Source organism: Perlabentimonas gracilis (assembly GCF_011174675.1).
GTDB classification, from domain to species: Bacteria; Bacteroidota; Bacteroidia; order Bacteroidales; family Tenuifilaceae; genus Perlabentimonas; species Perlabentimonas gracilis.
This window is the reverse complement of the sequence record NZ_JAANIG010000017.1, coordinates 42,569-54,545: the sequence shown is the minus strand read 5'-3', so window position 1 is coordinate 54,545 and position 11,977 is coordinate 42,569. Positions and strand designations below refer to the sequence as shown.

The 11,977-nt window shown below is 41.6% G+C and carries 12 protein-coding genes; all 12 read left to right on the top strand.

The window, feature by feature from the left end; genetic code table 11:
* Positions 1-5 precede the first annotated feature (5 nt).
* Positions 6-998: an anthranilate phosphoribosyltransferase gene (gene trpD / locus G8O23_RS09180; protein WP_166364023.1), complete on the top strand. Its 993-nt coding sequence runs from the start codon at positions 6-8 to the stop codon at positions 996-998.
* Complete coding sequence (gene trpC, locus G8O23_RS09175; RefSeq protein WP_166364021.1) at positions 995-1,795, top strand: indole-3-glycerol phosphate synthase TrpC; 801 nt, start codon at positions 995-997, stop codon at positions 1,793-1,795. Before trpD ends, trpC begins: the two co-directional genes overlap by 4 nt.
* Entirely contained in the window at positions 1,785-2,405 is a 621-nt protein-coding gene (locus tag G8O23_RS09170) for a phosphoribosylanthranilate isomerase (protein ID WP_166364019.1), read from the top strand. Before trpC ends, G8O23_RS09170 begins: the two co-directional genes overlap by 11 nt.
* Entirely contained in the window at positions 2,402-3,598 is a 1,197-nt protein-coding gene (trpB, locus tag G8O23_RS09165; RefSeq protein ID WP_166364017.1) for a tryptophan synthase subunit beta, read from the top strand. Before G8O23_RS09170 ends, trpB begins: the two co-directional genes overlap by 4 nt.
* A gap of 275 nt (positions 3,599-3,873) precedes the next feature.
* Positions 3,874-4,635: a tryptophan synthase subunit alpha gene (gene trpA / locus G8O23_RS09160; protein ID WP_166364015.1), complete on the top strand. Its 762-nt coding sequence runs from the start codon at positions 3,874-3,876 to the stop codon at positions 4,633-4,635.
* Between the two features lie 6 nt (positions 4,636-4,641).
* The gene (locus tag G8O23_RS09155) at positions 4,642-5,676 is read left to right on the top strand and encodes a bifunctional 3-deoxy-7-phosphoheptulonate synthase/chorismate mutase (RefSeq protein ID WP_166364013.1); all 1,035 of its coding nucleotides are present in this window, start codon (positions 4,642-4,644) and stop codon (positions 5,674-5,676) included.
* Between the two features lie 447 nt (positions 5,677-6,123).
* On the top strand, positions 6,124-6,975 hold the full coding sequence (locus G8O23_RS09150; RefSeq protein ID WP_166364011.1) for a prephenate dehydratase: 852 nt from the start codon (positions 6,124-6,126) through the stop codon (positions 6,973-6,975).
* A gap of 8 nt (positions 6,976-6,983) precedes the next feature.
* Positions 6,984-7,898 (top strand): prephenate dehydrogenase, encoded by a 915-nt coding sequence (locus G8O23_RS09145; protein WP_166364009.1) that lies wholly within the window; start codon positions 6,984-6,986, stop codon positions 7,896-7,898.
* Positions 7,899-7,902: 4 nt separating this feature from the next.
* Positions 7,903-9,003 carry a chorismate mutase gene (locus tag G8O23_RS09140; RefSeq protein WP_166364007.1) on the top strand — a complete coding sequence of 367 codons (1,101 nt, stop codon included), beginning with the start codon at positions 7,903-7,905 and terminating at the stop codon, positions 9,001-9,003.
* 39 nt (positions 9,004-9,042) lie between these two features.
* A complete protein-coding gene (gene aroB, locus G8O23_RS09135; RefSeq protein WP_166364005.1) occupies positions 9,043-10,065 on the top strand; it encodes a 3-dehydroquinate synthase in 1,023 nt (340 codons plus the stop codon).
* 65 nt (positions 10,066-10,130) lie between these two features.
* Entirely contained in the window at positions 10,131-11,171 is a 1,041-nt protein-coding gene (locus G8O23_RS09130) for a PDDEXK nuclease domain-containing protein (RefSeq protein WP_166364003.1), read from the top strand.
* A 162-nt stretch (positions 11,172-11,333) separates the two neighbouring features.
* A complete protein-coding gene (locus tag G8O23_RS09125; RefSeq protein WP_166364001.1) occupies positions 11,334-11,966 on the top strand; it encodes a type I 3-dehydroquinate dehydratase in 633 nt (210 codons plus the stop codon).
* Positions 11,967-11,977: the final 11 nt, after the last annotated feature.

The window sequence follows — 11,977 nt, the reverse complement described above, 5'->3', positions numbered from 1 at the left end:
TAAAAATGGAAGTGCTAAAAAAACTAATCGACCTAAAGGAACTGTCGAGAAACGAGGCAAGGGACCTTATGAGTAGCATTGCCCAGGGTGATATTAACGATGCTCGGGTTTCTGCAATGCTTACCCTATTTCTGGTCAGAAGCATCAGCCTCAATGAGCTTGTGGGTTTCCGCGAGATACTTTTGGACCTTGCTGTGCCTGTTGATCTTGGCGACTTACCCACAATTGACCTCTGTGGAACTGGGGGTGATGGGAAAAATACATTTAATATTTCCACACTATCGGCTTTTGTGGTGGCTGGTGCTGGCATACCCGTGGCAAAGCACGGAAACTACGGCTTATCGTCCATATCAGGCTCATCTAACGTGATGGAGTATTTTGGCTATAAGTTCTCCAATAGCAATGACAAGCTAAGGAACGAAATGAATAAAGCAGGGCTTACTTTTCTTCACGCCCCACTATTCCACCCTGCACTAAAAGCGGTTGAACCTGTAAGGAAGCAGCTGGGAATTAAAACAATTTTCAATATCCTTGGTCCACTAGTTAACCCTGCGCGACCCAAATATCAGGTTAGCGGGGTTTATAACCTTGAGGTTGCTAGGCTTTACAACTACCTTTTGCAGAAAAATCACGAAGGGTATATGGTTGTTCATAGCGTTGATGGTTACGATGAGGTGTCGTTAACCTCTGAGGTTAAGATCTTTTCAAATATGGGCGAAGATATTTTATCTCCTGCCGATTTTGGGTTCGAAACCCTGACACAACAATCCCTTCACGGCGGCGATTCCGTTGAGGATGCTGCAAACATATTTATTAATGTTCTCAAGGGAGAAGGTACCGTTGCTCAAAACAATGCCGTTATAGCCAATAGTGCACTTGCAATTGCTTGCTATAAAGGGTTATATGAAATAAAAGATGCTGTAAGTGCTGCCAAGGATTCGTTGGAATCGGGTAGTGCCTATAGATGTTTTAAAACTTTAATCGATCTACAGAAATGAATATCCTCGAAACCATAATTACACATAAGCGCAATGAGGTATCGCTCAAGAAGGAAATATACCCCATTAAATTCCTGGAGCAGAGCATTTTCTTCAAAACAGATACCGTATCGCTGCAATGGTATATTGAGCGAGATGACCTTTACGGTATTATTGCCGAGTTCAAGCGTATGTCGCCATCCAAAGGGATGATTAACCAATACGCCAAACCCGAGAAAGTTTGTACTAACTATATGAGAGCTGGTGCATCGGCATTGTCGGTGCTAACAGATAACAAATTTTTTGGTGGCAGCAACGATGATTTAACCAATGCGCGAAAGTATAACTATTGTCCAATCCTCAGAAAGGATTTTATTGTTGACCCTTACCAAATATATGAAGCAAAGAGCATTGGTGCCGATGCCATTCTGCTTATTGCAGAAGTTTTGTCAGAAAAGGAAATGACATCCTATTACGCAACAGCCCAAAGCCTTGGGCTTGAAGTTCTTTTCGAGGTACACGCTGCCGAAAGCATAGTAAAACTTCCCGCCGATGCTAAAATTGTGGGTATCAATAGTCGAAACCTTAAATCGTTTGAGGTTAGTCTTGAGCATACCTTAAAAACGATGGAACAGCTACCCACAGGAATCTGTGCTGTAGCAGAAAGCGGCATAAGTTCAATATCCGATTATCGTTTATTTAAAAATGCTGGATTTAGCGGATTCCTAATAGACGAAAGGTTTATGCGTGAGGCAAATCCGGGCAAGGCACTCTCCAATTTTATTAAAAGCATTAAAGCGAATGAGTATGCTGATTAAGATTTGCGGAAATACCAATCAGGTAAATATTGAGCAGGTGGCAATGCTTAAACCCAGCCTTATGGGTTTTATTGTCCACCCATCATCCCCCAGGGATGTATCAAAAGATATAAACTCCCTTAATCTCGAAAAAATTCCCAAGGAGATTAGCAATGTACTGGTAACTGTTGATTTGCAACTTGATCAACTTAAAAAACTAGTTCAGCAATATGGTTTTGATACAGTACAGCTCCACGGCTCAGAAAGTCCATCGTACTGCAATAAGGCAAAAGATTTTGCTAGGGTGATAAAAGCATTCAAGGTTTGGGATAGCCTTCCCGTCTATCAGCTTAAAGAATACGAGGGCAAGGTTGATCATTTCCTATTCGATACCGATGGTAAACTGGCAGGAGGCAATGGATATAAGTTTAAACACTCCATTTTAGAGGATTACTCTCTGAGTACTCCATACTTACTGGCAGGTGGAATCGGCTCTGAGGACTCGGAGTATATTAAATCACTGAACCTACCAGAATGCATAGGAGTCGACATAAATAGCCGATTCGAAACAGAACCCGGAATAAAGGATATTGATAGTTTAAAAAGATTTCTAAAAAAGCTAAACCAATGATTTTAAAACCAGACATTAACGGCTTTTATGGTGATTTTGGCGGTGCATTCATTCCAGAAATGCTTTACCCCAACGTAAAGGAACTTACTGATAATTACCAAAGAATTATCAACTCAGATGAGTTTAAAAGTCAGTTTCAAAACTTACTTAAAAACTACGTTGGCCGACCAACTCCATTAACACCAGCTAAAAACTTAAGCAATGAAGTAGGCGCTAAGATTTACTTGAAACGTGAAGATTTATGCCACACTGGCTCGCACAAGCTTAATAACGTGGTTGGACAAATACTTATGGCCAAAATGCTTGGCAAGAAATACATCATTGCCGAAACGGGTGCTGGACAGCACGGCGTGGCTACGGCAACGGTTTGCTCATTGCTAGGTTTACCCTGCAAGGTATTTATGGGTAAGAAGGATGTTAGTCGCCAACAACCAAATGTTTTCCGAATGAAAATGCTTGGCGCAGAGGTTATACCCGTTGAATCGGGTAGCCAAACCTTAAAAGATGCCACCAACGAAGCTATTCGCTACTGGATAGCCAATCCTAACGACACCTACTACCTTATTGGGTCAACCATTGGGCCGCACCCCTACCCCGATATGGTGGCGCAGTTTCAGTCGGTGATAAGCGCCGAGATAATTGAGCAGATTAAGCACTTTGAAAACACTGATGCACCCACGCAAGTAATTACCTGTGTTGGAGGTGGAAGTAATTCAATTGGGGCATTCTATCATTTTATCGATAATCCAGTTGTTAAACTAATTGCCGCTGAGGCGGCAGGTAATGGGGTAAACTCAGGAGAGACGGCAGCATCCATTAACGCTGGAACTGAGGGTATAATCCACGGGTGCTATACCTACCTGATGCAAACCAATGACGGCCAGATTACTGAGGCTCACTCCATTTCAGCTGGACTCGACTATCCAGGAATTGGTCCTCAACATGCCCATTTGGCTAAAATCAAACGAGCTAAGTATGTTCCCATAACTGATATTGAAGCCATTGAGGCAGCCAACTGGCTAGCCCAAACCGAGGGAATAATCCCTGCATTGGAATCGGCTCACGCCGTGGCACTGCTAAAGAAAGAGAAGTTTAGCCCAACCGACATAGTGGTTGTAAACATCTCCGGCAGAGGCGATAAAGATATGGAGGAGTATATGATGGAATTAAATAACGTTAGAGAAAATATATAACACAGAGACACGGAGACACAGAGGAGTAGATAAGTTAAGAAGCGTTGAGAGTATATCTCACAAACCAAAGGTTGAGGAGAGAAGTTTGAGGTCGTAAAATTGAAGTTATACGGAATATCGAATGGTGAATAACGAATTAAAGACAAATGGACACTGTTACCTATGAGCATTTTGCCTTTGCGCCCTAGCGACTTAGCGTTTAAACCTAAAACAGGATCCCTCAACAATCAACCCAAAAAAACTCTGTGTCTCAGTGTTGAAAAAAAGAATAAGGTATGAAACTTCAAAAAAAATCAAAAATCCTTTCGGTTTACTTTACCGCTGGATACCCTTCGTTAAATAGCACTATTCCAATTTTGAAAGCGCTTGAACGTAATGGGGTAGATATGGTGGAGGTGGGTATGCCCTACTCCGACCCAATGGCCGATGGACCAGTGATTCAGCAATCAAGCGCAAAGGCCATTGCCAATGGAATGACCATTGATAAACTATTCGGTCAACTTCACGAGGCAAGATCAGTTTTTAGCAGGCCAATTATGCTTATGGGCTACCTAAATCCCATTCTGCAATATGGGCTAGAAAGATTTGCCCAAAGGGCAAGCAAAGTTGGGGTAAGCGGCCTAATTGTCCCCGATATGCCCTTGGATTACTACCGAAAATCGTTTAAATCAATCTGCGAGAAGCATAAGCTGGGAATGGTTTTCCTTGTAACGCCCAACACAACTGATGATAGGGTTAGGGAAATTGATGAGCTCTCGTCGCCCTTTATATATGCAGTAAGTACTTATGCCATAACCGGATCGCAGGGGTTGTTTTCGCAAAAGCAAAGCGATTACCTTACCCGGCTAAAAAACCTCAACCTACAAAACCCAGTAATTGTTGGTTTTGGAATACACAACAGGCAAACCATCGACTTTGCGCACACCTATGCCCAAGGGGCAATAATAGGCACTGCATTTATCAACTCCCTTAAAGGTGAAAAAACATTAGATTCAGACATAGATCTTTTTTTCAGAAACTTGGGAATAAAACAATAGAGTAAAATGCTAATACAACTAAATAACACCTGCTCAGAGGATAAGGCAAATGAACTAATTGACCACATTAAATCGGTTGGGCTCAAACCCAATCAAGTGGTAACCAACAATGCTCACTACCTAATCTGTTTAGGCAAAGCAGAGGTTGATATAAGAACCATTGGCAAACTTGATGGAGTAAAAGATGTGCATATTGTTGATGATGAAAGCAAACTGGTATCAAGGCAATGGAGGGTAAATGATACAGCTATTGATTTGGGTGATGAAATAACCATATCACGCGATAATCTAACCCTTACCCTTGGTCCCTGCGCCATTGAAAGTGAGGAGCAGGTAGAGGAAATAGTGAATTTCCTGAGCGAGAATGATGTAAAGCTGATGCGAGGAGGCATTTTCAAACCTCGCAGTTCCCCTTATGCATTCCGTGGGTTGGGTATTGAAGGACTAAAATTTTTCTCTCATCAATGCAAGACTAGAGGAATAAAAGTGGTTACGGAGGTGATGCAGGTTTCGCAGATTGAAGAGATGTACCCCTACGTTGATATCTTTCAGGTTGGTACACGCAATGCGCAAAACTATAACCTTCTCGATGCACTGGGGAGATTAGACAAACCCATACTACTTAAAAGAGGTATGTCGAGTACAATTTCAGAATTTCTGGCGGCAGCAGAGTACATATTCTGCAATGGCAACGAGAATATTATTCTGTGCGAAAGGGGAATAAGAACCTTTGAGAAGATGTACCGAAACACCCTCGACCTCAATGCCATTCCTTTACTGAAGGAGAAAAGTCATTTACCCGTGTTCTGCGATCCATCGCACGGCATAGGTATTCGAGAGCACGTAGAGACCATGGCTCTATCATCGGTTATGGCAGGTGCCGATGGCGTTCTAATGGAAATACATCCTATTCCTGAAAAAGCCTTCTCGGATGGACAACAAACACTTAATTTTCCGGAGGCAAAACGATCCATCGACAGGCTAAAGCAGACAAGGAACTTTAGAAAAATGTTATTCCAAGAAAATTCTAAAACTACATAAAGTATTGATATTATGAAATATAAACGAATAGTAAAAATAATTTAATGTTAAATATTAATTTTTGTTCTATTGAACGTACTATAATTCGCATAAAACAGCTATCATTGCAAAAAATATTGAAGATGAACAACACTCGCTCATATTACAGCTATTACTTTTACTTCTTTAGCAATAAAGGGGCTTAGCAGTGGTATGGACTAATAAAACAGAGAATAAAACCATAAAATACTGACAAGCCCCGTACAAGCGGGGCTTTTTTCGTTTTAATCGGAACTAAAAGAAACAAATAACAAAATGCACACTTTCAGCAATTCATATTTTGGCTTCTACTTTTACTTCTACCAAAGCAATTGGGAGCCAAAATATCTGTGTGCATAAATCAACAATAAAAATAAGGTTTAACAGATAAGGCTCCCAGAACGGGAGCCTTTTTTATTTAAGTATGCTATGAAAAGAATTGCAATTCAAGGGTATCAGGGAGCATTCCACCAGGAAGCAGCCGAAAACTATTTTGGTAAAGGAATAAGCTTAGCTGAGTGCGAAACGTTTGAACTACTAGTTGAGTCGGTTAAGAACGGGAAAGCCAAGTACGGCGTAATGGCCGTTGAGAATTCACTTGTGGGATGTATTCTCCCCAATTTTGTTCTACTGCGCGAATCGGGGCTAAACGTTATTGGAGAGGTTTACCTCAGGATATCGCAAAACCTAATGGCTTTGCCAAACCAATCCATTTTCGATTTGCATAGGGTGGAATCGCACAATATGGCCATTGCGCAGTGTAAACCATTCTTTCAATCGTTCCCAAATATTGAGCTTGTTGAGAGCGTTGACACTGCGCTTAGCGCAAGGGTTATTGCACAAAATAACCTTGTAGGAGTGGGAACTATCGGCAGTAGCCTAGCTGCCTCGCTTTATGGTTTAGAGGTTCTTGCACCATCAATTGAAACCAACAAGGTGAATTTCACTAGGTTTTTGGTTATTAGTCCGGTTGACAGCCCATTTGCCAAAAATAGTGCAATAAAGGCCACCATTGCATTCACGGCAAAGCATACTCCGGGCGGACTTGCAGCACTTTTATCGCCCTTAGCCAATGAGGGGGTAAATCTTACAATGCTTCACTCACTACCAATGGTTGGGTCGGCATGGGAGTATATCTTCCACGCCGACTTATGTTATCGGAGTATGGAGCATGCCCGTAGGTCGATGATTTGGCTTTCGAAGCAGGTATCGCAGCTATGGGTTATGGGAGTTTACCCAACTCACATTCAGAGCAATAACCAAAGTATCACATTAAATTAATAGTAACAATGGCAACAATCACAATAATTGGAACAGGATTAATTGGCTGCTCATTTGGAATGGCACTTCGCAAGCATGGACATTTTGTAATAGGTTGCGATAAAATTATGGCAAATCTTGAGCAGGCCAAGACAACTGGAGCAATTGATGCACCAAGTCATTCAGGCAATCAATCCTGCCTTTTCGGCAGGCAGGCAATCAACCAATCAACTATAGTAATTCTTGCAACTCCTGTTGATCATATTCTTGAAACCTTACCTCAAGTTCTCGATAATTTGCCAAATGATGCTGTGGTAATAGACACAGGATCAACCAAAATGGCCATTTGCCAGAGTGTACAGAATCACCCAAGGCGAAACGCCTTTATTGCCTCGCATCCAATGGCAGGGAGTGAACAATCCGGACCAAGTTCAGCAAGAGCAAACCTATTTAAAGGTAAAACAGTGGCTATTTGTGAACGCGAACTATCATCAGAGCAATCTTTGAATAAGGCTATGGAAATATTTAGCCAAGTTGGACTTAAGTCGATTTTTTTAACGCCCACACAGCACGATTGCAACGCAGCACTAGTTTCACATCTTCCACAAATAATGGCTTATGCATATGCTGGATTACCAGAATTTAGGGAAAGTACGAGCCAAAGCTGGAGCAAAATGGCATCAAGTGGGTTCGACTCATCAACCCGATTGGCAGCAAGTATTCCCGAAGTTTGGCTACCCATACTTTCGCAAAACAAGGAATTTGTGGTTGATGCGCTACGCTCATTGGGGCAAACCATCGACTTGCTTGCCGATAGTCTTAGCGAGAACAACTTAACTCCGCTTCAAACCCTGATGGAGCAAGCAAGAAAAACACGTGCTACCTACGAAAGCAAACAGAGTGCTAAATCAGAAGAAATTGAAATAATATCCCTAACAAAATAAACCAATGAAAACAGAGGTAAAAGTATCAACCAAACAGAAACGGATTAGCAATATCCTTGAGGAAACAGGGCGATTAATAATTGCCGGGCCCTGCAGCGCCGAATCGCAGGAGCAGGTTATAGAAACGGCCAAAGCATTGGCAGCCGATGGCCGAGTGCACTACCTTAGGGCAGGGATTTGGAAGCCCCGCACTAGCCCTGGATCATTTGAAGGAGTTGGAACCATAGGCTTTAAATGGTTAAATATGGCCAAAGCCATAACCGGACTACCTGTTGCCACCGAGGTTGGATCGGAACGACACGTTTACGAAGCTCTTAAGCACGGCGTTGATATGCTTTGGATTGGCGCTCGCACGGTTAGTAACCCATTCACCATTCAGGAGATTGCCGATGCTATTAGGGGTGTAGACATTCCCATCATGGTGAAAAATCCGCTTAGTCCCGATATTAACCTATGGGAAGGGGCTATAAATCGGTTTGCAAGGGCAGGCGTTTCGCAACTTGGCGCTGTACATCGTGGTTTCACACTCTCAGGGGAATCTATCCTACGCAATAATCCTAGTTGGAACATACCCCAACTCCTGCAAGAACGTATGCCCGAACTGCCAATTATTTGCGATCCAAGTCATATTGCCGGAAAAAACCACTTAGTGTCACCCATTGCCCAAAGGGCTATGGAGATGGGTTTTAATGGATTAATGGTAGAGGTACACCCCAACCCACAACAAGCCCTTAGCGATGCAGCGCAACAGCTAACTCCTCTCAGTTTTGCTAATATGCTCAACAGGTTAATCAGTGAGCCTGGATACAGTAATCCCGACGAGCTGCTTTCGGAACTTAGGCTTGAAATCGACCTAATTGATGATGAGCTAATTCGTGCAATTGCCAATAGAATGAACTTGGTAAAACACATTGCCGAAGCCAAAAAACTTAGTAATACCGATGTTATTCAGCCCTCACGTTGGGAAAGTATTTTGCAGCGAATTGGCCAATTGGCAAGCGATCAAGGTCTTAGGCCATCATTTGTTCGTAAACTCTTTAATAGCATCCACAAGGAGTCATGCGCTTTTCAGCAGGATCAAATACTACAATCGGCGGTAAAGTAAAAAAAACAGCCTAATTTTATGTGCTCAAAGCAATGCGTAATGGAGAAAATAGAAATTAGAGGTTTGTACGGACACTCGACAGTGCTAGTTGGTGAGACCATTGATAACGTTACTAAATATCTACCCAAGGCAAAGATATTTATAGTTGCCGACGAGAATGTTAAAACCCTTCACGGTAAGAGGTTTCCGCATTTCCCTACCTACAGTGTTGAACCCGGCGAGGGTTCAAAAAGTATTGAAGAAGTTGGCAGTATATGCCAATGGCTGTTAGAGAATGGAGCTAACCGCAACTCGTTTATACTTGGCATTGGTGGCGGCGTTACCTGCGACTTGGCTGGTTTTGTGGCATCGGTATTTATGCGTGGGGTCGATTTTGGTTTTGTGTCCACTTCGCTCCTATCGCAGGTAGATGCCAGCGTTGGTGGCAAGAATGGGGTGAACCTCCAACGATACAAAAACATTGTGGGCACTTTTACCCAACCAAAACTTGTTATCTGCGATATTAATCTGCTGAGCACCCTTCCACAGGAAGAGTACCTCAACGGATTTGCCGAGATTGTGAAGCACACCCTAATTGCCGATAAGCAAATGTTTGGTTTTATTGAGCAGAACGCCGAAGAACTAAAGTCATCCAATGCTGAGATGCTGGAAAAACTTGTTGCCCACTCGGTAAGGATTAAAGCAAGCATTGTGCAAGCCGATGAGCGCGAACAGGGAGAACGAAAAAAGCTAAACCTTGGGCATACCTGGGGACACGCCGTGGAAAAAGTAACTGGACTATCGCACGGAAAGAGCGTAAGCATTGGGCTTGAGTTTGCGGCACGGATATCGGCAAAAATGAGCTTAATATCAAATACCGACTACCTGCGTATTGTAAATGTGCTAATTGCCCTCGATTTACCCGTTTGCATTAAGAATAACCCTGAGGATATTTTCAATGCAATGGTTAAGGACAAGAAGCAAAACGAAGGTGGCATTGACTTTATACTAATAAAAAGGATTGGCGAAGTGGCGATTGAGCGGATTTCATTTAACGAACTAAAAACGTTTATTAATAGCTAATTACACAAAGATTATTGGCAATTTTAACTGAGAGCTGAACGTGAGAAAAATGCTATTTTTACTTTATGAACCAAGAATTGAACATAAAAGACTTTGGAAATTGGATTATTGACTTAAAATCCAGAATACATGAAGCGCAAAGAAAAGTTGCCTTTTCAATTAACTCACAATTAATTGAGTTGTATTGGGATATTGGAAAATCAGTTGCAGAGAAACAAGAAAAAGCAAACTGGGGAAGCAATTTTATCGAAAGGGTTGCAACTGAACTAAAGCATGAATTTCCACAAATCAAAGGTTTTTCTCGTAGAAATTTATACGCCATGAGTCAATGGTACAAATTCTATTCTCAGAAATATCAATTTGTGCCACAGCCCGTGGCACAAATCCCATGGAGTCACAATAGACTTATAATTAGTAAAGTAAAGAATATTGATGAGGCAGAGTTCTATTGTTTGAAAACAATTGAGAATGGCTGGGATAGAGACACTCTTGAAATACAAATTACCAAAAAACTTTTCGAAAAAGCTGGTAAAGCAATTCATAATTTTGGGAATACTCTCCCTGCTTCTCAATCGAAACTAGTAGAACAGACGTTGAAAGATCCGTATAACTTTGACTTCCTAGGGTTAGAAGACGATGCCCTTGAGAAAGCAATTGAGGATGAACTAGCAAAGCATATCACTGAATTCCTACTTGAATTAGGAAAAGGATTTGCATTTCTTGGCAGACAGTTTAAAATAGAAATTAGCGAAAATGACTATTTTATTGATATGCTTTTCTATCATGTTGAATTACGCTGTTATGTTGTAATTGAATTAAAATCAGGAAAATTCAAACCTGAATTTGCAGGAAAACTAAACTTCTACTTATCAGCAATTGATAGCCAGCTTAGAAAGACAAATGACAATCCATCAATTGGAATTCTTTTATGTAAAAGTAAAGACAGAATTGAAGTAGAATATGCACTAAGAGACATAAACAAACCAATGGGAATCAGCGAATATCGTCTGACAGATGCTATCCCTGAAAACTTTAAAACGAAATTACCCTCAATTGAAGAAATTGAAAGTGAATTAGAAAACAAGATAGAAAAAAACAGGCGGTAACAAGGGAAGTGTAGTCTCTTCTCGTCAAAAAGTGAAGAGACTAGATGGGCTGACATCGGAAATTCGCTACAATTCTAACCGTTAGGTGCGATTTCGTCAGAAACGAATCGTTGCTCGCTCTGCTACTCTAACCACAACCCAAACCATTAAAACAAAACCTAAATGAACCCAAAAATCTGCCTTAGCATTGGCAACCTAAGCTTTAGCGAGATTTTAGTACACCTAAAAAACGTTGCGCTGGCCGAAATACGTATCGACTTAATGCAACTTACAGATAACGAGTTGGCCACAGTTTTTAATCAGCATAAAAACCTAATTGCCACATACCGCACCACTACCGATTTCGAAGGAATGGTGACAACTCTCACCAAGGCAATACTGTCCGGTTGCGCATATATCGATATTGATATAGAAACACCCGGAAAGTATATATGCAGACTAATAGAAACAGCCCAAAAGAACAGCTGCAGGGTTATCTTATCGTATCACAATTTCTCCGAAACACCCGATACCGTTCAGCTAAATGAAATAGTTCGTAACCTTTTTGGCAATGGAGCCGAAATTGCCAAGCTTGCCTGCATGGCAAACAGTGAAAGCGATTGCGCGCGAGTGCTACAACTTTACACAAATCATAGAAACCTTGTGGCATTCGCCATGGGTGATATTGGCAAAAATACCCGAATACAGTCGGTAGAGCTTGGTGCGCCATTTACCTACGCATCGATAAAAGGGAAAGAAACCGCACCAGGACAAATTAGCTATGCGGATATGGAAATGTTATTGTTGAAACTTTAAATTTGTGGAAA

Excerpts from the sequence above, each read along its gene's own strand:
- trpD (WP_166364023.1), top strand. The coding sequence starts at position 6 with ATGGAAGTGCTAAAAAAACTAATCGACCTAAAGGAACTGTCGAGAAAC.
- trpC (WP_166364021.1), top strand. The coding sequence starts at position 995 with ATGAATATCCTCGAAACCATAATTACACATAAGCGCAATGAGGTATCG.
- G8O23_RS09170 (WP_166364019.1), top strand. The coding sequence starts at position 1,785 with ATGCTGATTAAGATTTGCGGAAATACCAATCAGGTAAATATTGAGCAG.
- trpB (WP_166364017.1), top strand. The coding sequence starts at position 2,402 with ATGATTTTAAAACCAGACATTAACGGCTTTTATGGTGATTTTGGCGGT.
- trpA (WP_166364015.1), top strand. The coding sequence starts at position 3,874 with ATGAAACTTCAAAAAAAATCAAAAATCCTTTCGGTTTACTTTACCGCT.
- G8O23_RS09155 (WP_166364013.1), top strand. The coding sequence starts at position 4,642 with ATGCTAATACAACTAAATAACACCTGCTCAGAGGATAAGGCAAATGAA.
- G8O23_RS09150 (WP_166364011.1), top strand. The coding sequence starts at position 6,124 with ATGAAAAGAATTGCAATTCAAGGGTATCAGGGAGCATTCCACCAGGAA.
- G8O23_RS09145 (WP_166364009.1), top strand. The coding sequence starts at position 6,984 with ATGGCAACAATCACAATAATTGGAACAGGATTAATTGGCTGCTCATTT.
- G8O23_RS09140 (WP_166364007.1), top strand. The coding sequence starts at position 7,903 with ATGAAAACAGAGGTAAAAGTATCAACCAAACAGAAACGGATTAGCAAT.
- aroB (WP_166364005.1), top strand. The coding sequence starts at position 9,043 with ATGGAGAAAATAGAAATTAGAGGTTTGTACGGACACTCGACAGTGCTA.
- G8O23_RS09130 (WP_166364003.1), top strand. The coding sequence starts at position 10,131 with ATGAACCAAGAATTGAACATAAAAGACTTTGGAAATTGGATTATTGAC.
- G8O23_RS09125 (WP_166364001.1), top strand. The coding sequence starts at position 11,334 with ATGAACCCAAAAATCTGCCTTAGCATTGGCAACCTAAGCTTTAGCGAG.